The organism is Ruegeria sp. (genome assembly GCF_965243365.1).
Taxonomy (GTDB): domain Bacteria; phylum Pseudomonadota; class Alphaproteobacteria; order Rhodobacterales; family Rhodobacteraceae; genus Ruegeria.
In genome coordinates, this window is record NZ_CBDEUW010000002.1 from 790,622 (window position 1) to 809,006 (window position 18,385).

Genomic DNA, 18,385 nt, shown 5'->3' on the forward strand with positions numbered 1-18,385 from the left:
GCCTGAACCTGCCCCACTCCAGTTTGATTTTGTCCGACGTATGATCTGCCACTAGCGCACCGACAGCACTACGGCTTTAGGTTGCAACCCGCTTCCAGATTGAGGCAGGGACGATCCGGCGGAACTCTGCAGATAGTACTCTGGGGTACTCGTGCTGTTGAATCGGGAATACTCTGGATGATCTGTGATCCAGAACTCGATATCCGGGTATTCCGTCAAATCTCCTCCAGCCAAGACAAATCTTTGACGCAGGGAGAGACCAGGCTGAGCGTCATGTTTCATCGCGATGACGGTTTCTGCTAGGTCACCTGGCAAGTATTGCCTGATAAGCTCTTCTGACGACTTCGAAACCGACACCAACCCCTCAATATTCTGAACCGAAACATATACTGTCTGGCCCTGGAAACGGATCGGATAGTCAGATCCATCAAGTTTCAGATTATGCGGTTCACGAAACCCCAACATTGCCTCGGCAATCAGAGGCCGCGCCAGTTCACGAATTGAATCTTCCAGTAAATCCCGCTGTTCAGCCTGCCGCAAACGCGTTATCGATTTGATATTGCCCACAGCCAGAGATTGAGTAACAACAATCAGGCTAACCATAAGGATTAGCATGACCAAGGTGGAAAGCAGTATAATACCGCATTGGGGTTGGCGCTGGAGTTGTTCCGTATCGTTCATGAGGAAACGCAAGACCTTGAAAGCTCAGTTCAATACGACTCTACCCTTCGTTGTACTGTATTTCATCACGTTTTGCAGTCTTTGGACATACGGCGATTGGTTTCAGGCTGGGTTGTCGGCTGCCCTTGCGCCGATGCTGATCTGGCTATCGGTGTGCGACATGAACACGCTGGAGATTCCGGATATCGCCACCCTGGGTGTCGCAATAGTCAGCGCGGTTGCCGTCTGGATTTCCGGAACGGCTTCTTTGGTAGTGCACCTTTCTACAGGACTGCTGGTCATGGGTTTCTTTTGGCTGGTTGGCGAACTCTACTTTCGCCATGCAAAGCAAGAGGGTTTAGGTATCGGGGACGCAAAGCTTTTTGGTGCCGGAGCCATTCTGTTGGGTCCGCTAAAACTACCTGAGTTTCTCTTGTTTTCCAGCCTTGGCGGAATTGTCGGGTACCTGATGGCAACAGTGTTTTCCAATGGTCCTCGTCAGGGCATTCCTTTTGGTCCATTTGTTGCCTATTCCATATTCATCCTTAGTCTTCTGAACGGTGTTTTTGTATGAAATCACAGCCTGTTAGACCTGCGGAACGACGCAACGGAACATCCGGTATCTCCATATTGGAGATCATGGTGGTCCTTGTGATCATCTCACTTATTGTCGGCCTCGCGACTCCACGCATCATGGAAAATTTCGGCAAGGCGAAATCAAAAGCTGCGGAGATTCAACTGACGAATATCAAGGGAGCGCTCCAGCTGTATTATATAGACGTCGGGCGGTATCCCTCAGAATCAGAAGGTTTGGAAGCCCTGCTGCGGAGCCCATCCGACACAAGCAACTGGAGCGGTCCATACCTTGATCAGAACAGCGACATCCAGGACCCGTGGGGAAGAGTGTACTATTACCGCAATCCGGGCGCGGAGGGGGCATTCGACTTGTTCACTTATGGAAGGGATGGTCATCCAGGTGGCAGCAAAGAAGATAGCGACATAAATCTTTGATGGTTATGCTTTCCTGGCAGCAAAGTTATTGGAGGGCTGGGTACACCCGTCTCAGTTTCCCATTCCAATTTCACGAGATCGGGAAGAGGATAGTCACTTGACCAATCCGTGTACCAGGCTTTTTGGGGTGACGAATCCGTTTGCCCAAAGTAGCTGAAGGAAAGATGTTCAACCGCATTTGCAATTGTCCACTGTAACTCGATTTGCTGATCATTGGGCTCACCCCTTCCCAGTCCCCGAAGGACCAAAGCAGACGAACCATTTTGCGGTTGTAATTCGACAGAAAATACCGTGTACCACCCAGCCTCAAATTGACCGTCATCGACCAACGTACCAAAAGTCAGGCTATCTCTGGTTCCATCGAGTCCAAAGGTATTGTCCCCATTCCGTTTCGAAAGAGGCATCTGTTCGATCCATTGTTTGAGGAGGCGGCGCGCATAAATTTCATCGGTGCTTGAATTCAGCACATGGAAACGCTCGATGGTTTGCCGATTGAAACTCAAAGCGTTTGCAAGGAGCACGGCAATCATCCCCATTATTGCCAGGGCAATCATCATCTCCAGCTGAGTGATGCCAGATTTATGGGTTCGCCTCATAAACCACCATTTCTTCGAGAAACTACAACACTGCTATAGAATGGATCTTGAACTGCCCCGACTCTCCGAACTTCAACTGTGACCCTGATCAATTCAATATTGTTATCGAACTCTGTAGTCTCCGAGGCGGGCTGCATTTCCTCGGTTATTCTCCAGTCCCACTTGCTCTTGTAGTTTCCAGAGGTTGGCATTTGCGGGTAGGTGGTTACGAACTCGTCAAGCAAAGCTCGCGCCATTGCGGTGTTTTCATACGACATCCAAGCCTCGGCCTGCTTGCGGGTTAAACTCACCGACATGTTGTAGATTGTCGTCAACAACAAACCCACACACGCCATGGCAATCATCACTTCCAGAAGCGAGAACCCCCGATCGCATTTCCGTTGAGATGAGTCACAGCACAATATCGTTTACCTCAAGAATCGCTGCCATAAGCGTGTAAATCAGGAAACCAATTCCGGTGCCCATGATCAGGGTAAGCGCTGGGGTTATCAGACCGAGAAGTCTCTCAGATTTTCTTTCGAGATCCGAACTGAGGTGTTCGGATAATGCCAAAAGAGTCACCGGCAGATTGTTTGTGGTCTCTCCAACACGAAACAGCTCCTTAAATGAAGATGGTAAAGCAGGATCTTGGTCGAAGATTGATGCTGCTGATCTCCCGCCCTCTACGGCGTCAGCTGCCTCCAAAAACCGACTGCCCAACGATGTTCCCACTCCCATATTCTCGGCAGAGCTTCTAAGGGATTCAGAAAGAGGGTTGCCCGCTCGCAATAAAAGTTCGGTCGATTGTACAAGACGTGTCAGCGTAGAAAGAGATAAGAGAGAACCAAAAACTGGCAACCGCATTTTCAATATTGATGCGGCTGAGCGAATTTGCGGTAGCTGCAATGCCGCGATGGTGCTTAAGGATACTGAGATCACCGCAAGAGTAGCTAGCGGCCAGTGGCTCTTCAGAAATAGGTTTATACTCAGCAATATTCCGATTGTAGCAGGTACTTCGCGCCCAACTGATGCAAAAATTGGGGAGAGATTTGGAGCCAGATAGAGGACAATGACCAGAAACAGGGCTACCGAAGCGCACACCAAGACAGATGGATAGATTAGCGCAGAAATCACCTTCTGCTTTGCTGCATACTGCTTTTGAAAGAATCCAGAGAGCTCGTACAAAAGCGCTGGTAGAGAATTGGCTGTGTCGCTGATTTTCAGGAACGAGACAAAAACGGGTGAGAATATGTGGTTTTCATCCCTGAATGCCTCAGGGAAATTGGCCCCGTCTGCCACCCGCAGTCCAACACGCTCAAAGTGACGTGCTACTTCCTTTTTATCGGCGGATAGGCCAGCAATTCGTATGACGTCTGCAACTGGCAACCCGGCTCGAAACAATGTTGCCAGCAAACCTGCAACAATAGCTTGATCCTGATAAGAAAGCTCAGCGCCTGAGAGCCTGATATCACGCCTATACCAAGGAATTTCTTCGTTTGGCCAAGCAATACCGGCAGCAAGATGAAATACTGTTACGCCACGTGATTTGAGTATTTCGAACGCGAGTTGTTCGCTGCTCGCGTCGATTGTGCCTTCTTCGCTCGAACCAGTTTTGTCATACCCTCGATAGGAATACAAAGGCATCAATAACCCTCAATCAAGTACGTCACTAACTGTATGCTTTGGAGAGCCCAGGCCCGTCTTCAGAATGGAGTTTGCACCGGAGAGCTTTGCTCGCCAGTATTCAGTGGCCGTTCGGGCATCGTTCTCGGTGAAGACGACACGTGGGCGTATGAGCACTAGGAGTTCAGATCTACGCTTGTCACTTTCAGTTCTTCTGAACAGGCTGCCAACAACTGGCGCATCGCCAAGGCCGGGCACTTTTGTGACAGTTTTTGTATCCGAAGACTGAACCAAACCGCCAAGGGCCAGCGTGGAGCCATCACTCAGCATTACATTAGTCGCGACTTTTCTCTGCCTGATTGTTGGAGAATCAATTCCCGAAGTTTGCTCCTGTGAAACACTGCTGATTTCCTGAACAACATCCAACACGACCCTTCCGTTGCGGCTGATATTGGGTGTGACCGTTAGAATGACGCCGGTATCCCGATATTCAATATTCGTGATGGTGGGTGCATCGTTTGACGTATTGTCGGTCGATGTTTGGGTCGCAATTGGAACCTGATCGCCAATTTGCAGGACAGCTTCTTCGTTGTCCAACACCATCAGTGTGGGAGACGAGATTATTTTTACGTCTGTTACTCCTGATAGTGCGCTCAGGGCTGCACTGGCTCCACCTGTCCCAAAAACCGCAGAAAAACCTGGGAAAACCGGACCGGTACTTCCATTGGGAGCATCAGAGAATGTATAGTCAAAGTTCCCACTTTCGAAAAACCAGCGCACACCAAGATCCAGTTCGTCATTCAGACGAACCTCGGCAATTGTGGCCTCAAGCATCACTTGTTGTGGGCTACTATCAATCTGGTTGAGAAGGTTGCGAATTTCGCGATGTTCTCTTCGGGTTGCGCGAACCAGCAGAGCATTTCTGGCTTTGTCTGCGGCCACACGTGATCCACCTACGCTTGCTACTGTATCTTCACTCTTTTTTTCATCAGTAGAAACTCCCTCTGTAAGTAGATCGTTGAGAATGGGCGCAACATCAACGGCTGAACGATTTTGAAGCTCGTAAATCTGGATGTAATTATTGGCTCCACTCGCCGTCCTGTCCAATTGCCGGATCCATTTTTGGGCCGTAGAAAGGTAGCGGGAGCGTGAGGTTATGATTAGGACGGACCCAAGGCGTTTGTTTGGAATGAATTCTATCACGCCTTCAAGATTGCCACCCTCTTCATTCTCAAAAATCACTTTCAATTCTTCCACAATCGCTTCCGGAGCGGCAGAGTACAATTCGACAAGCGCTATAGATTTCCCCTGCAATACATCAACATCAAAAAGGTTCAGCGCGTCCAGCGCCGCTTCCAGTTGAGGTGGGGTGCCCGTCATCATCATCAGATTTCGACGTTTGTCGGCAACTGCTGTTAGTCCTTCAGTAACTAACGGCTCCAGCAAGTTGACCATTTGAGTTGCCGAAATGTACTCAAGACGCGCAACGACTATGTTTGCTCCGCTCCCAACACCCTCGGATGCCAAGCGAAAGGCTCGATTCCCGGAAGTGCCTGGAACAATCGAAACAACATTCCCCTCTTTTTCGAGGCGGGCACCATTTGCGGACAAAGCGGCTTCAAAAAGCTCCAGCAGTGCGTCTTTTGGAATTGGTCCGGTGGATTGAATAGTTATTGTTCCCCTCACCTGGTCACTGATCGCATAACGCAATCCTAGTGCATCGCCCAACACGGCTTCTGCGGCTGCGTCTACACTTGCATTGACAAGCGAAACCTCAACCATTTCTCTGTCGCGCGGAACGATGATGGCCTTTGACCGGCGAGTATTTGCAACGCGCCTGGGGTTAACAAACTGATCATTGCCGCGCGCTAACGCTCCTGGTCGAACACCAGAACCGGGATCGGTGCCCACGCTATCTGAACGATTTAAAAATGAGTGACGTTCAACAGTAACGTCGTCACCAAAGATACCGGAACTTGTTGTCACAGTTTCTGTGCAACTAGCTACGGTGATAAAGGCTAGGACTATGGTTACGAAATCGAGACGCATCACGTCCCCCAGTTCTCTTGTTGTTGTTTATCGTCACTCAGATTTCGTGACGACATGCTCGAAACTGCCATTTTCCAATCGGACCATGGACTCTGACACGTCCGCAACGCTCCAATCCTCTACGTTGTCACCGATTGCGACCCACCGCTCCTCACCCCAAGAAGGAAAAGCCAATAAGACTTGAAGCACATCCCTCTCGCGAATATAGCCGCGAAACAGGACCTCAGGTGGCACTGGAGCACTTTCTTGCTCCTGAATGGAGGCATCCAAAGGCTCAGCGCTTTCAAGCTGCACTACAGCCGTCGCGTCATGTTCTTCAGTCTTCTTCTGAGGGTATTTCCTTGCCTCTAGGAAAAGTGGTTTGCTACCGAGCGCAATAAGTCGCTCCCAATGATCGTGAGCGTTGGGCAGAGTGACTTTTGTCGCTGCCTGCTGAAGCCCAACTTTACCTGGCAGCTTGCCTTTGATTGGATTTGAATCTGATGTTGCTTGACTATTATTTAGGAGCCCAATCTGACACAAAAGCAAAACGCCAAGCATCCAAAATATCAAAGGTGGTGCACATCTACGAAGTACCATCATGCATCGGAACTCCAATAGATCCAAAGATCAACTTGCACCCTGACAACGCCCTGCTTTGCCGGACCAGTTCGCAATTGACCGGGGCGTATCCGGAGGTTCCCCACTGCGATTTTCGGTTGGTGTGCCTCTAATCCTGCCAGAAACGCATACGCGTCGTCGAGAACGCCCTCCATCTCAATGTTAAACGAAGCAATCGCTCGCTGAGCGTTGCGTTTGGTCAGAGTGTTGTTGAAGGTGGTCGCCTTCATACCGGACTTTGATGCAAGATCGACAATGACCTTTTGAAGAGACAGTTCAGCATCGGCTTTGGTTTCTTCCGGCCACATCAACTCGGCCGGAAACTCAACCTGTATTGCGTCGTTGGACAAGGTTGCGAGCCTGCGATGAAGCCCAGTAATCTCCGCGTCCAAAGTTGCCACTTCTTTAGCCAATTTTGCGTTGTGGTTGTGAAACGGAAGTCGTGAGAGCCACAGCAACCCGCTGAGCGCAGAGGCCAAAATTACGATTGCCAGTACGGGTCGAGTATTCTTCAATTGTCGATAACCCCCGCTTTGTTAGTGGAAACCGACAAATCAAACCGATTTTTTCGAGTGTAAGTGTCAAACGTTATTGGACCGCTGATATCGACGCGATTGACCCAGCCTAGGGGCCGAATTGCATCGATCACGCTTGTTATTTCGTCGCCTGTGAACCCGGAAAGTCTCAGGTTCGAGCCACTAAAGACCAGCTCTGAAATCCAAGTCTTGTCATCGAGAACCTCTGTCAGATCCAAAATTGCATGAAGCCTTTGGTGCTCCGACATGAGGGCGTTCGCATCATTCAAAATGGCCGAATAACTTGAACTCTCGTTTTCCAACTTCTCCCTGAGACTCAACAGCCCGGTGCTCAATTCCGTTTTTTGCTGTTGTAACAGGCTTATGCGAGCTTGGAGTTCAGCTCGTTCTCGCAGCTCTCCCCAAAATACCAAACCGAACGAAAGCACCAAAAGCAAAACCAAAACAATGTCCCAAACCCTACGTGATCGGTCAGTGACACGCCTATGATCAATCAAAGGTTTCAGCTTGTAGCCACCTGAAACAGAGATTGTCCGCGCAATCGCATTCTTCGATGCAAGGAGCTCTTCGATTTGCTCCAGTGTCTTTCTTTTTATCAGATAGACGATGACATGCAGGTTTGAGCCCTCTCTTTTCTCGATCGTCGAGACCCACACAAGATCGTCACCTCCGCCGGGAAGGGATTGGCGCACATCCAGTTCCACGGTGCGCGCCAGTTTTGCTTTGGCCGCATGCGGAACGATTAGTTGTTTCTGGAGCATCAGGGCCGGGTTCAATTCCACATCCACGAACTGTCCCGAAACACTTCCATCTATCTCAAAAGGAATAGCATCAATTTGCACCGTATGGGACCACTGCCGCAGAAATCCGGGAAGGACAAGCCATGCCGGAAGTTGCTGATAAGCCCACCTCCATGACGCAACAAGCCGCCATCCAATGTACGCCTGTATTCCCGTGTGTTCTTTCAATTCGTCACCCGGTGATTTAGAGTTTGTACAACTTATAGTATGAAAAGGGTCGAAGCTCCAAGATGTCTTTGCTTGCTGAAAACCTTAATTGGAATAGTTCACTAGGCGATAACCTTACCGAAAAAGGCGTAATAAGTGAAGCGAGTCTGTCAAGGGCGCTCGCAATCGCTGAAGTTGAGCAGATTTCTCTGGACCGGGCCATCCTGAAACTCGGCCTTGTGGATGAAGAAGCACTGCTGAAGGAACTGGCTTCGGTAATCGAATGCATTCATGTGTCCAGCCTTGGGAAGCATGAGCTGGATATGGCCTCGATGGATGTACTGACGCTTCCATATTGCCGGTCCCAACTTGTTGCGCCGATCGTGGATGATCAGAACACTTGTCACATTCTGTCCTGTGATCCAGCGAACTCATCCCTACTGTCTGAGCTCTCATTTTTTCTCGAGAGCGAGCCGAATATCGTTGTTGCGCCAACCCGGGCGATCAGGTCGCTGCTGGCCTCGCTGGATCAGGAGCCGCAGAACTCTGAAATCTCGGATGAGAGATTGCAAGCGGATCAGGAAGCGCTAAGGCGTGGTGAGATCGATGGGCCGGTTATCCGTTTTGTGTCAGAGGTCTTTAACGAAGCCGTCGCAACCGGCGCATCCGATATTCACTTTGAGGCGCAGGAGGATGGGCTTCGCATCAGGATGCGCGTGAACGGGATATTGCGGTCCCAACCGGTGGACCGATCTCTGAGCGTCGCTTCCATTCTGGCGCGGCTTAAGGTCATGTCGGGAATGAATGTCTCGGAACGCAGGCTACCACAGGATGGGCGGATCACCTCTACCATTGCCGGGCGCAAGGTTGATTTTCGGGTATCCTCGGTTCCGACCAGTTTTGGCGAGAGCATTGTCTGTCGGGTTCTGGACCCGGACGCTTTGCGGCTGGGGTGGGACAAGCTGGGGTTCGATGCTGACACGACACAACAGATCATCGAGATTATTGAACAGCCGAACGGGTTGTTTCTGGTGACCGGTCCGACCGGATCGGGGAAGACCACGACGCTCTACACCGCGCTGGCGCATTTGAATGACGAAGGGCGCAAGATTTTGACGGTCGAGGACCCGATTGAATACAACTTGCCGGGCGTCGAGCAGGTTCAGGTACATGAGGAGATCGGGTTGACTTTTGCGCGGACGTTGCGGTCGTTTTTGCGTCAGGACCCGAATGTGCTGATGGTGGGGGAAATCCGGGATCAGGAGACGGCCGAGATCGCCTGTCGGGCGGCACTGGTCGGGCGGATGGTGTTGTCGACCCTGCACACGAACACGCCGGAAGGGGCGGTAACTCGGCTTACGGATTTGGGTGTGCCGGATTATGTGGTGAAGGATGTGCTGCGTGGGGTATTGGGACAGCGGTTGGAGGTTGAGGATGGGTGTGTGCGGCAGTTGCAGGCAAGATTAGTAGCTTAAATTTGACCGCTGATGTCTACTACAGCGGGACCCAACTATGTTGATGTTTTTGGAACCTAGGGATGAGCAGATGGGCGAAATTGTCCGCCAGATCAATTCTGATACTCTGTAACCAAAGCTTCAATTCCAGACTGAAATTCTGCCAATTGGCAATCGTCCAAAATAGTTGATTTTAAACGTTCTGTAGCCAACAGAATTCCTCGTAGATACTCGGCAGCTTTTTGCTTTTCATTACCTGTTTTGAAAGTTCCGGCACTTAGTTGGGGTGAGTGAAAGAACTTCTTTTCTTTCCTGTCCAAACGGGTTCTGGCAGGGAAAAGATCAATAAAATCAGGGCCCATGACTATCGGAATGTAGCAGAACTCCCAATCTAAGTTTGCCAAGGTCCCACGCGTCAAAATCTCGCCAATTTTTGGGCTAAGAAGTAAACGACTACTTCTCAAGCTTGAATCAAGAGATTTCTCAACTTCTGCGCTTTCCCAATATTTCACTTCAACGAAATCCTTTGTTCAGCCTCGGCAGGCTTCCGTGCTTGGCCAGGTGCCCAATCAATGACGCAGTTTCCACTGCGTAACCTAGCAGCCTGTTGTTATAGCGGGCCACAGCAACATACCTCACGTTGTGTTCACGGTAATATCCCTGTGTGTATCTATTGCTTCCGGTTTTTGCACCGGTAATGCCAATTTTTGCAATAGCGCCAGTGCCAACGTCAACGAGATTGTAAAGAACTTGGGGCTCATTGCTTAATTTGCTATTGCCATGAGGCCTTTTTGCTATTGATGTAGTGGCCTTTACGCCAATTCCCGCTGTGGCTGCACCGCCAAGTGCTTGTTTGGGGTTGATTACTGTCTTTACACCAAGATAGGTCCAACGCCCGGCTTTGTACAGCAGTCCAATTGTGTTGGCCCCTGCAACCGCCTCAACCAATGCGCCATCGGCGCTCATGGCCAAGCCGCTGGCTGCGGCTATCGTACCTTCCTTATAGTCGTCGTAGTCGTAGTCTTCGTCATACCCCAGGCTGGAGAGGCTATCTTTGCCAACATCGCGTTTGTATACCTCACCAACAAACTGTTCGAGGTCATTGCCAAAATGTCGGTCTGACCAGGCCGACCCGGCGTCTCCAAAAGTGTTATTAAATGAGTCTTCGCCAAAAACGCTATCCCAGGCTCTATCGAGCCATGAGTTCCCCCCCGGATCGCTCAGATTCACGGGATCATTGAACGAGTAGGAGTACCTGTTTGTTCCGACTCCCGGCTGGGTCACTTCGAACCAGTCGGGTTGTATGAAGATGGAGAGTTCTGGGTCGTAATATCTTGCGTTGAGGTATTGGAGGCCTGCGCCTGCGTCGTAGCGTTCTCCGATGTAGCCTTTGTCTTCGGGGGCGGCGATCAGGTCTGAGGTCCAGTCCTGGGCCTGGCCGAAGGGGTGGTAGATGGTGCGCTTGTCCTCGGCCCCGTCACCGCCGGTGATCAGGCGGACCGAGTTCAGCTGGTCGCGGTGCATGTAGCTGGCCACGCCATTGACCAGCCGCACATCCGGATGCGGATAGGTCACGATGACCTCTTCGCTGGGACCATCCCCGAAGTTGCGGATCTCGACATCGCTGAAGGTGACCGTGATCGTCTCATCCGTCTGGCCTTCATTGTCGAACCGCGCTATCCGCGTGCCGTCGGCACTGTAGACATAGGTCGTGCTTGTGCCGGCATAGGTGACGCTCAGCGGGCGGTTCTCGCCATCATAGGTCATCACCTTGCCATGCAGGCCCTGCGTCATGTTGCCGTTGGGGTCGTAAGTAAAGCTCTGACCGGCAACAGCCGTGGGGCGGTGGGTGCCCGGCAGATAGTCATAGGTGCCCAGATGACTGTTCGAGCGCATATTGCCCGCAGTATCATAGGTGAAGTTCTGGTCGAACGCGGTCACACCGCTGCGGTTGGTGACCGTGGTCAGGCGCCCGGCATAATCATAGGCATAATCCAGATTGCCCTCATCCTGCGTCGTCCATTGCTGCGCCACACGGCCCGTCGCCGAGCGTACATATTGCGTTTTGGCCATGACCTGGCTGGAGGCGTCGCGCACCTCGGTCCGGTCCATCCAGCCGCGGCTGTACGAGAACTCATTGACCGTCCGCAACCCGTTGCCATAGACAATCTCAGTCGGGTTGCTGCGCAAATCATAGGTGACGCTGGTGATATGCGGACCAAAGCCGGTCAGCCGGTTTGCGGCATCGTATGAGAACACATCCGTCCAGCTGCTGGTCTCGGCATCCGGCGTGTCCGGCAGCGCGCGCCGCAGCGGAACGCCATTGGCGGCGTATTCGGTCTGCAGCCGGAAGACACGACCGATGAGATCATACCGCTCTTCAGCCAGCAGGCCCTGATTGTTGTAATCATATTCGATCGTATGCGCATATGGGCCATCGATCGAAAGGCCTGTCAGCATGCCGGTATTGTAAAAGCCGCTGCGGGGCTGATCATAGCTGTGCTGGGTGGTGATAGTGTCCAGACCCGGGCCGCTGACTGTCTTGGTCAGGACGCGGTCCAGCTGATCATAGGTATAGGCGATCGTCTGGCCCTTGGCGTCGGTCTGCGCGATCAGGTTGTCCGTTTCGTCATAAGACAAACTCCACAGCCCAAGGCCCGGATCATCCGCCGTCAGCCGGTTGCCAACCGTATCATAGGTATAGGTCCATTCCGCTCCGCCCGGATCACGGACACCGATCAGGCGATCCAGATGATCGTAGGCATAGTCGGTTTCATCAAACCACTGAGAGTTCGGGTCCGTGTTGTCATTTCTCACGCCCGACCAGATGACATTTCCATGCCCATCAAACAGAGTGCGCGTCCAGCCACAGATCGTGGCAGCGTCATTGTCAAAACAATGCGCATCTTGCTGCTCTACAGATGGAAAGGTCAGGGTCTGACCAGTTCTGTACGAAGTTCTCGAAAGCGACAGCCCATACGTTCTTTGGACATATGTTCCATCTGCGGCGATGGTCTGTATCACCCGCCCCAGCGTGTCGTAGCTGAAGCTGACCCGCTGATTTGCAGCGGCAGTGTTTCCGGCAGCCTCGGCCCAGGTCAGAGGAATACTGGTCCAGGCGACATTGCCCCGTGTGTCATGGCCGCTGAGCGTCACAATCGCATCTTCGATCTGATCGGTCGCACCGCTGGTGGTGTCCTTGTAGGTCTGACCAAACCCGTCGAAATACTGCCGCGATACCGTGTCCGGGTTACCGCTGGCCACATCAGCCGACGCTGCACGGGTCTCGACATATTGCGCATCGGGATCGCCAAAGTGATTATAGGACCAGTTGACCTCATGCCCGTTCGGGGCGGTTCTCTTTACCTCCCGGCAATGCCCGTCAAGCGTGACCGTGGTCACCAGACCGTTGAGATCGGTCTCCGTCAGCGGAACCTGACAGCCATGGTGCCATTGCGTGCTCGCCGTGTGGCCCGCCGCGTTAGTTGAACTCGTCCGGAACAGGTGTTTCTGCGTGTCATACGTGTGGGTCGTCGTCCGACCCTTCGCATCCGTCTCTGAGACAACATTACCCCACGCGTCATAAGAATAGGTGCCAACTGTTTGTTCTGAGGCCACATGCTGAGCATCCCTGCGCATCCGGCGCACTTGGGTCAAAAGACCCTTCGTCGGAAGGGCTTGCCCCCAGGACACCTCACCATCATAGGCGAAGTAGTCCACTGACAGCCAGGTCGCCTGATCCGCCGACCAGGTCGAGCCAGCATTGACGCCTTTCACCATCGGCTTGTCGACAATGTAGGCGTCCGGATTGGGGTTGAAGTAAAACCATGTCGTGCGATCATCCTCAGGACCGTCAAATCCCAACTCCCGGATATCCGTAACCTCTCCAAAGAGGTTATGAACATACTCCGTGGTTTGAGGTGTAAGATCACTTCCATGGCGCATTTCAACTGTGTGTTTAGACATTTGTCCACGGAATGGCCTGTCCAGATTTCGCTGTGCGTAAGTGAATGTCTCACGCTCATAAACCGTTTCGCCCAATTTGGTTTCAATCACCTCTGGAAGCCCAACGCCTCCAAGCGCCTGCGAATAGGTGGTTGTCACCGTGAGGGGTTCAAGTTCGTTCTCAAGACCTGGCAAGGTTTCGGTGACGGTTCGGAACCCCAGAGAAAGACCATAAACCTCATCCTGACGTGCGCCGGAGAATGCATATCCTGTAACCCTGGGGGCACCACCGCGACCGTCATGCTGAACGACCTGTTTGACCAGGTCCACTTCCTGCGAAAGGAAGTTCTCAGATGTATTGCGGATAGACTGATAGGTAACTTCGGTAGTGGCTCCCAATGGAGTCGTGACTTTGGTCAAGAGATTACTGCGTTCGTGGTTTGCATAGGCAATGGTGGAATAACGCGCCGTCGACGAGCCAACCCGACCCCAGAAATCGAGATTGCCGTCACCGTCGAAATCACCGCTTCCCGCGTAATCTTTGATGATGACCGGATTGCCATCTGTGCCCGTCAGCGGAACAAAACTATTCCCGGTGGAAAGGAATATACGTGCCGGGTAAAGCTTGTGGCGCGAGCAATACAAACTTGTTGCAACATCATGATATGAGGAATTCGGGACAACATGGCAACCATATGCGATGCTACTTTTATAGTATTGAATTATATCGGTTAGCCCATCGCGGTTTACATCAACTGCATTAATCGCGGATAACCGCAACGCCCCCCCACAGGAGGGCTGGAGTTCTCTGGTTCGGCATTTTTTTGAAGGCTATATTGTGCTGGAGAAGCCCACTTTTGCTTCTGAAGGAACGCCTTTCCGCTGCTCAGGTAGACATCAATGTCGTTTTTGTTCGACCATCCATAAACAACGTCCTGCATGCCGTCGCCATTGAAATCACCAATTGCGTAGTCGTCGTGTACGCCTAGCTCACCAAGTATAGTGCCAAAGTCATTACCCAAATCACCCGGCTTGGTGCGATTAACACGCCTATCATGAAGCAAGTCCGTTAGGCCATTTCCATCAAGGTCAAATACAATAACCGGCTCTGCATTAAGGTTCGGTCCTACATTCCAAGCCCTTCCTCCAAAATCACCAAGATCGATATCGCTTACTTCAAATTGACCATCATTTAGTAGGAATGATCGATTATTCCAATTTGAACTCTCAAAGCCGTATCTCCGAGCGTCAAGGATGTGAATGCCGCGTTCAAAATCAAAACGCCCGACATCTACGGTCACAGTAGCGTCGCCAATCCGGTCGACAATGCCAAAGCTCAAGTTGGCAGAATCATCTATTGAGGGGTCAAGAGTTATGAGGCCTTTCGATTGTTGCAAATAATTTTCTATTTCAACTAAATAAGATTTTCCGGTATTGCTGCTTTTGGGAGTAATTCCAATAAACTGTCTTTCATTTACCCCACTCGACAACATACTTAATAGTTGATTCCCCTCACCAAAAGCTTGACCCCTCTCACCTCCAAATGACCTTAAAAAACCCAGGGCTACATAGTTTGCAACCCCGTGAACTATAGTATTGCTTGATTGGTAGTGGCACCCTTCTGCGCAGTTTGAAACGTAGCTTTGTCGGTCGTGTCGACCGGGGAAAAAAGCCTCATCTCGACCATCATTATCAAAGTCCGCAGATTGCAGCGGAAACACACGATCAAACCCGATTCCGTTTAAGCCGGTCCCACTTAGCTCAACATCCTGGTATTCGAAGCTCTCTTGAGAATATTCAAAGCCGTATTCTGGTAATGTCGAACCAGAGGACGGACGAACACCGGACATTTGATAATCAGAGCCATATTCCCGGACCGATACCAGAACCGTCTGGGAGGTGATCGCCGTCATTTGATAGTCCAGACGATAGGCACGCAAACCGGCAACATCATCTTTCACTTCAACCGATGCCAACCTCGCCCCTTGTTTGCCGAAAATCCCGGTACCCGTACCATAGGTGACCTTCTGACCGGGAAACTCGTAGTTGAACTTAATCTCATAAGCCCCATAGGTGACGTCGGCCAGGCGATGCGAGAATCCATCATCAACCGACCCAATCGACCAATTGTAGATAACGGTGTGATAATCTGATTGCGCCCCCTGCACTTCAGTTAACAGCCAATGGTGTTGGTTCAGCAGCAAATCCGCGTCACTACCAGCTTCAGCAGTAGCAGAAGTATGGTAGCCCACAGGGTGGTAAACCCTGACGCTTCCATCCTTTTCCCAAATTTCCCATTTGCCTACCGACTTTATGATCTTGCGGTAATCTTCCTGCAAGGCCACAAAATTGCCGCCGCTCGAGCAGGATGCTGATTCCGAAGTCGTGTGCCAAAGCGTTGGATAAGGGCCTGGCCACGGATTTGTTGCGTTCGTATCTTTGCACGCCAGAAGCGCCTGCCCGTCCAGATAGAAGACGTCTTGATCTTCCTGATAAAATGGTGCTCCACCGCCAGCGCTATGTCTGCGAATGCTGGAAACACCCGAGACGCCCCATCCGCGCCCCACTACCCGGTCAGGGTCGCCGAACCCGGAATGCGCTGAGCTATATGACAACCCCAGTTGTGGCTGGATATCGAAATACTCCGGTACATCAAAGTCGAGCATCTGAGTAAACGAGCCAGACACAGCAACAGGATCACGTGCCCGGCCTTCCGAGAACTCCAGAGGATCACCGGATAGGACTAAGTCTTGCGCCCTCAGTTCTGTCGATTGAAGAACATGAAGGGCCATTAGAATCAAAAGCGTCGGGAGAAATTTGTAGGAAAGCATCTAAGACGGAGCCACCGCTGGAATTCATCTTTAGGTCGCTTAGGTGAAAGAATATTCCACCAGTGGCTGAGACTTGGGAGTCGCACATCTACCGTTGCCCGTCAATCGGAAACTTCGATTTACCGCTGAAGGATTCATACGGACAAAACTGAAGGAGCTGCTCTTTCTTCGGGGGGCCGCAAGTTTTCACTGAAAAGACGCTAAAATTTCCTTATTCGGATGCTCAGGGAATTCACCCTCAACATACAGATTTATCTACACGTTTCAGCTTTATCCCAGCAGCCCTATCTGCCAGTTTCGGCAACGCGCTCTTGTCTTGGAGAGCGCCCGAACTTGCGGGCATATTCTCTAGAGAATTGAGCCGGGCTTTCATATCCAACCCCGTAAGCAATCTCTGAAATCTTTGAGCCAGTGGTCTGAAGCTCATTCCGGGCATGAAGCAGACGCAGGTCTTTCTGGTATTGCAGCGGGGAGGTTCCTGTGACGGCCTTGAACTGTTCGAAGAAGGCCGAACTGCTCATACCAACACGCCCGGCGAGCTCTCCGACGACAAGAGGATTAGCCAGATCTGACTGGATTTCATGTGTCGCCGCGAAAATCCGGCTGGACGTGTTTTCGTGCCATACCAGTTTTTGAAGCGTGCCGCCATGTTGCCCGATCAGCAGGCGGGCATGGATTTCCCGCACCGTGATCGGCGCCAGCATGTGATGCGTCTCCTTGGTTTCGCACTGCTGAAAATACCGCAACAGAGCGCTTTTCATTTCGTCATCGGTTTCAGCGAGGCAGATCGAAAATGGATCCGACACGCGTTTGGTAGAAGATTGCGGCAGTGACGATGCCAGGGCGCGCAAGAGATCCAGATCAAGGGGGAACACAAGCGCGACGTAGGGACGTTCGGATGTGGCCTCGGTAATCCTTGAGACAACCGGCAGCGCATTGCTGACGATCAGCGACTGCCCGGCCTGCACGGTGAGCGTTCTGGTACTGGTCCCGACCTCTTTGGCGCCTTGCAAAACCGCACACAACAGCGGGCGGTAGACATTTGCGTCATGTTGCGTGGTCGACGGCTGGGTGAGAAAAACCGCCCCGCTTTCCTTATGTGTCAGGACACCCTGCGCGACTCCCGCGTGGTCAAGCAGTGCCAGAACATAGTCCAATAGTTTCTGAGGTCTCATGAATGCCTCCTGTTGTTGCCCTCATCGCTAGCACGGAATCAAAAACGATTATTACTGAAAACGTATACTTCTGGAGGATTAGACAAGAAAGCTGGAGGATATAGAAAGATACATCCTCCCTCGGTGATTATTGTGTGCTTATAAAGCTGCGGAGCAATAATATGAAAACCATTCTGATCACCGGGGCCTCATCCGGTATTGGTGCGGCAACTGCCCGACATTTCCAAGCAAACGGTTGGAATGTCATTGCCACGATGCGCAACCCCGCGGGCAGCACGGATCTGGGGGCTTTGGACAACGTACATCTGACCCAGCTGGATGTGACGGATGCGGGCTCAATTGCAACGGCCGTGCAAGGTGGCATCGAACGGTTTGGGCAGATTAATGTTTTGTTGAACAATGCGGGTTACGGCGCCTACGGTGCGTTAGAGGCCTTTTCGATGGATCGCATCCGACGTCAGTTTGACACCAACGTGCTTGGGTTGATGGAAGTGACCAAAGCGGTTCTGCCTCATTTCCGTCAGAACCGGTCAGGAACGGTCATAAATATCTCGTCCATTGGAGGACAGATCACATTTCCACTTGGGGCGCTTTATCACGGCACCAAGTTCGCAGTAGAGGGGCTATCTGAGGCGTTGCACTACGAGTTGGAACCCCTTGGCATTCGGGTCCGTATTGTCCAACCGGGCATGATACGGACCAACTTCGGCGGCAGCTCTTTCGATTTCGCGATGGATGAGAACCTGCCGGACTACGCACCAATGGCCGAAGCCATGGGGCGTCTTTTTGGCACGCTGGCCGCGACCCCTTCTGAACCAGAAACTGTTGCGCAGGTCATTTGGGATGCGGCCAACGAGACCGGGAGCCGCCTGCGTTTTCGCGCAGGGCCTGATGCCGAAGAACTGCTGAACGCGCGGAAACAACAGGATGACGAGACGTTCATTGGTGGCCTCAAGCAAAAGATGACGCCCTGAAGAAC

16 protein-coding genes are annotated in these 18,385 nt (G+C 51.8%); 4 read left to right on the forward strand and 12 right to left on the reverse strand.

What is annotated here, in order from left to right; all coding sequences use genetic code 11:
- Nucleotides 1-51: 51 nt before the first annotated feature.
- Nucleotides 52-681, reverse strand: coding sequence for a hypothetical protein (locus ACP0GE_RS07610; RefSeq protein ID WP_424831379.1), 630 nt, complete (start codon nucleotides 679-681; stop codon nucleotides 52-54).
- A gap of 16 nt (nucleotides 682-697) precedes the next feature.
- Between ACP0GE_RS07610 and ACP0GE_RS07615 the strand changes: the two genes are divergently transcribed.
- Together ACP0GE_RS07615 and gspG are read left to right on the forward strand one after the other, a co-directional pair.
- Nucleotides 698-1,234: a prepilin peptidase gene (locus tag ACP0GE_RS07615; protein WP_424831380.1), complete on the forward strand. Its 537-nt coding sequence runs from the start codon at nucleotides 698-700 to the stop codon at nucleotides 1,232-1,234.
- Complete coding sequence (gspG, locus tag ACP0GE_RS07620; protein ID WP_424831381.1) at nucleotides 1,231-1,671, forward strand: type II secretion system major pseudopilin GspG; 441 nt, start codon at nucleotides 1,231-1,233, stop codon at nucleotides 1,669-1,671. Before ACP0GE_RS07615 ends, gspG begins: the two co-directional genes overlap by 4 nt.
- Here gspG and ACP0GE_RS07625 read toward each other — a convergent pair.
- The 7 genes from ACP0GE_RS07625 to ACP0GE_RS07655 form a co-directional block, all read right to left on the reverse strand.
- Nucleotides 1,629-2,228, reverse strand: a complete 600-nt coding sequence (locus ACP0GE_RS07625) for a hypothetical protein (RefSeq protein WP_424831382.1) — start codon at nucleotides 2,226-2,228, stop codon at nucleotides 1,629-1,631. The two genes, gspG and ACP0GE_RS07625, sit on opposite strands and share 43 nt — an antisense overlap.
- A 35-nt stretch (nucleotides 2,229-2,263) precedes the next feature.
- The gene (locus ACP0GE_RS07630; RefSeq protein WP_424831383.1) at nucleotides 2,264-2,668 is read right to left on the reverse strand and encodes a type IV pilus modification PilV family protein; all 405 of its coding nucleotides are present in this window, start codon (nucleotides 2,666-2,668) and stop codon (nucleotides 2,264-2,266) included.
- Nucleotides 2,658-3,890 carry a type II secretion system F family protein gene (locus ACP0GE_RS07635; RefSeq protein WP_424831384.1) on the reverse strand — a complete coding sequence of 411 codons (1,233 nt, stop codon included), beginning with the start codon at nucleotides 3,888-3,890 and terminating at the stop codon, nucleotides 2,658-2,660. The genes ACP0GE_RS07630 and ACP0GE_RS07635 overlap by 11 nt, the downstream gene beginning before the upstream one ends.
- Nucleotides 3,891-3,899: 9 nt before the next feature.
- Nucleotides 3,900-5,918 (reverse strand): type II secretion system secretin GspD, encoded by a 2,019-nt coding sequence (gene gspD / locus ACP0GE_RS07640; RefSeq protein WP_424831385.1) that lies wholly within the window; start codon nucleotides 5,916-5,918, stop codon nucleotides 3,900-3,902.
- 33 nt (nucleotides 5,919-5,951) lie between these two features.
- Nucleotides 5,952-6,500 (reverse strand): hypothetical protein, encoded by a 549-nt coding sequence (locus tag ACP0GE_RS07645; protein WP_424831386.1) that lies wholly within the window; start codon nucleotides 6,498-6,500, stop codon nucleotides 5,952-5,954.
- Nucleotides 6,497-6,868, reverse strand: a complete 372-nt coding sequence (locus tag ACP0GE_RS07650) for a GspMb/PilO family protein (protein WP_424831387.1) — start codon at nucleotides 6,866-6,868, stop codon at nucleotides 6,497-6,499. Before ACP0GE_RS07650 ends, ACP0GE_RS07645 begins: the two co-directional genes overlap by 4 nt.
- Before the next feature lie 161 nt (nucleotides 6,869-7,029).
- Nucleotides 7,030-8,022 (reverse strand): hypothetical protein, encoded by a 993-nt coding sequence (locus ACP0GE_RS07655; protein WP_424831388.1) that lies wholly within the window; start codon nucleotides 8,020-8,022, stop codon nucleotides 7,030-7,032.
- 62 nt (nucleotides 8,023-8,084) lie between these two features.
- On the opposite strand from ACP0GE_RS07655, the gene ACP0GE_RS07660 reads away from it, so the two are divergent.
- Complete coding sequence (locus ACP0GE_RS07660; RefSeq protein ID WP_424831389.1) at nucleotides 8,085-9,476, forward strand: GspE/PulE family protein; 1,392 nt, start codon at nucleotides 8,085-8,087, stop codon at nucleotides 9,474-9,476.
- A gap of 92 nt (nucleotides 9,477-9,568) precedes the next feature.
- Here ACP0GE_RS07660 and ACP0GE_RS07665 read toward each other — a convergent pair whose 3' ends face one another.
- From ACP0GE_RS07665 to ACP0GE_RS07680, 4 genes are all read right to left on the reverse strand, one after another.
- Nucleotides 9,569-9,967 (reverse strand): hypothetical protein, encoded by a 399-nt coding sequence (locus ACP0GE_RS07665; RefSeq protein WP_424831390.1) that lies wholly within the window; start codon nucleotides 9,965-9,967, stop codon nucleotides 9,569-9,571.
- Between the two features lies 1 nt (nucleotide 9,968).
- Entirely contained in the window at nucleotides 9,969-14,045 is a 4,077-nt protein-coding gene (locus tag ACP0GE_RS07670) for an RHS repeat-associated core domain-containing protein (RefSeq protein ID WP_424831391.1), read from the reverse strand.
- Nucleotides 14,046-14,146: 101 nt separating this feature from the next.
- Nucleotides 14,147-16,231, reverse strand: coding sequence for a hypothetical protein (locus tag ACP0GE_RS07675; protein WP_424831392.1), 2,085 nt, complete (start codon nucleotides 16,229-16,231; stop codon nucleotides 14,147-14,149).
- 284 nt (nucleotides 16,232-16,515) lie between these two features.
- A complete protein-coding gene (locus ACP0GE_RS07680; protein WP_424831393.1) occupies nucleotides 16,516-17,406 on the reverse strand; it encodes an AraC family transcriptional regulator N-terminal domain-containing protein in 891 nt (296 codons plus the stop codon).
- 161 nt (nucleotides 17,407-17,567) lie between these two features.
- Here ACP0GE_RS07680 and ACP0GE_RS07685 point away from each other — a divergent pair, with 161 nt between their 5' ends.
- Complete coding sequence (locus ACP0GE_RS07685) at nucleotides 17,568-18,380, forward strand: SDR family oxidoreductase (protein WP_424831394.1); 813 nt, start codon at nucleotides 17,568-17,570, stop codon at nucleotides 18,378-18,380.
- Nucleotides 18,381-18,385 lie beyond the last annotated feature (5 nt).